1 pseudogene is annotated in these 782 nt (G+C 65.9%); it reads right to left on the minus strand.

What is annotated here, in order from left to right:
- A pseudogene (locus tag D180_RS23250) lies at window positions 1-721 on the minus strand (transposase); the annotation flags it as partial.
- Window positions 722-782: the final 61 nt, after the last annotated feature.

The raw sequence follows: 782 nt of genomic DNA on the forward strand, positions 1-782 counted from the left end.
GCCCGCTCCACCTCGATCGCCACCGCCTCGTGCGTGGCATCGTCGACGATGGTCAGGGCCTTGAGCACCCGGCCCTCGGCGGTGCGGTCGAACACGAAGTCCATCGACCAGACCTGGTTAGCGGCTTCAGGCCGAAGCAACCGCTGGCGCTCGCCCAGCAGCACCTTCTTCCGCTTGCGCCGGCGCACCTGCAACCTGGCCTCTTGATACAGCCGTTCCACCCGCTTGTAGTTCACCGGCCACTGCTCCTGCCGCAGCTTCAGATAGATCATCCCGACGCCGTAGCGCTTGTGCCGCTGCGCCAGCGCCAGGATCCGCTCGCGCAGCTCGACGTTGCGATCCGGACGCGGGACGTAGCGCAGCGCGCTGGCGCTCATCCGCACCACGACCAGCGCCCGACGCTCCGTGAGCCCGCGCTCCATCAGCTGCCGCACCAGCATCCTGCGCGCCGGTGCGGTCACCACTTTTTTCGCAGGGCGTCCTTGATAACGTCGTTCTCGAACAACTGCTCGGCCAGCAGCTTCTTCAGCCGCGTGTTCTCCGCCTCCAGCTCCTTGAGCCGCTTGGCCTCCGGCACGCTCATGCCGCCGAACTTGCTGCGCCACAGGTAGTAGGAGGCCTCGCTGAATCCGTGCCGCCGGCACAGGTCCTTCACCGCCACGCCGGCTTCGGCCTCACGCAGGAAGCCGATGATCTGCTCTTCGGAAAAGCGCTTCTTCACGTCCAATCTCCGTCTCGTTGGGGATTGGACTCCAAATCGCCCTGCTACTCAAAACCGGGGG

The organism is Xanthomonas sp. SHU 166 (genome assembly GCF_000364685.1).
Taxonomy (GTDB): Bacteria; Pseudomonadota; Gammaproteobacteria; order Xanthomonadales; family Xanthomonadaceae; genus Xanthomonas_A; species Xanthomonas_A sontii.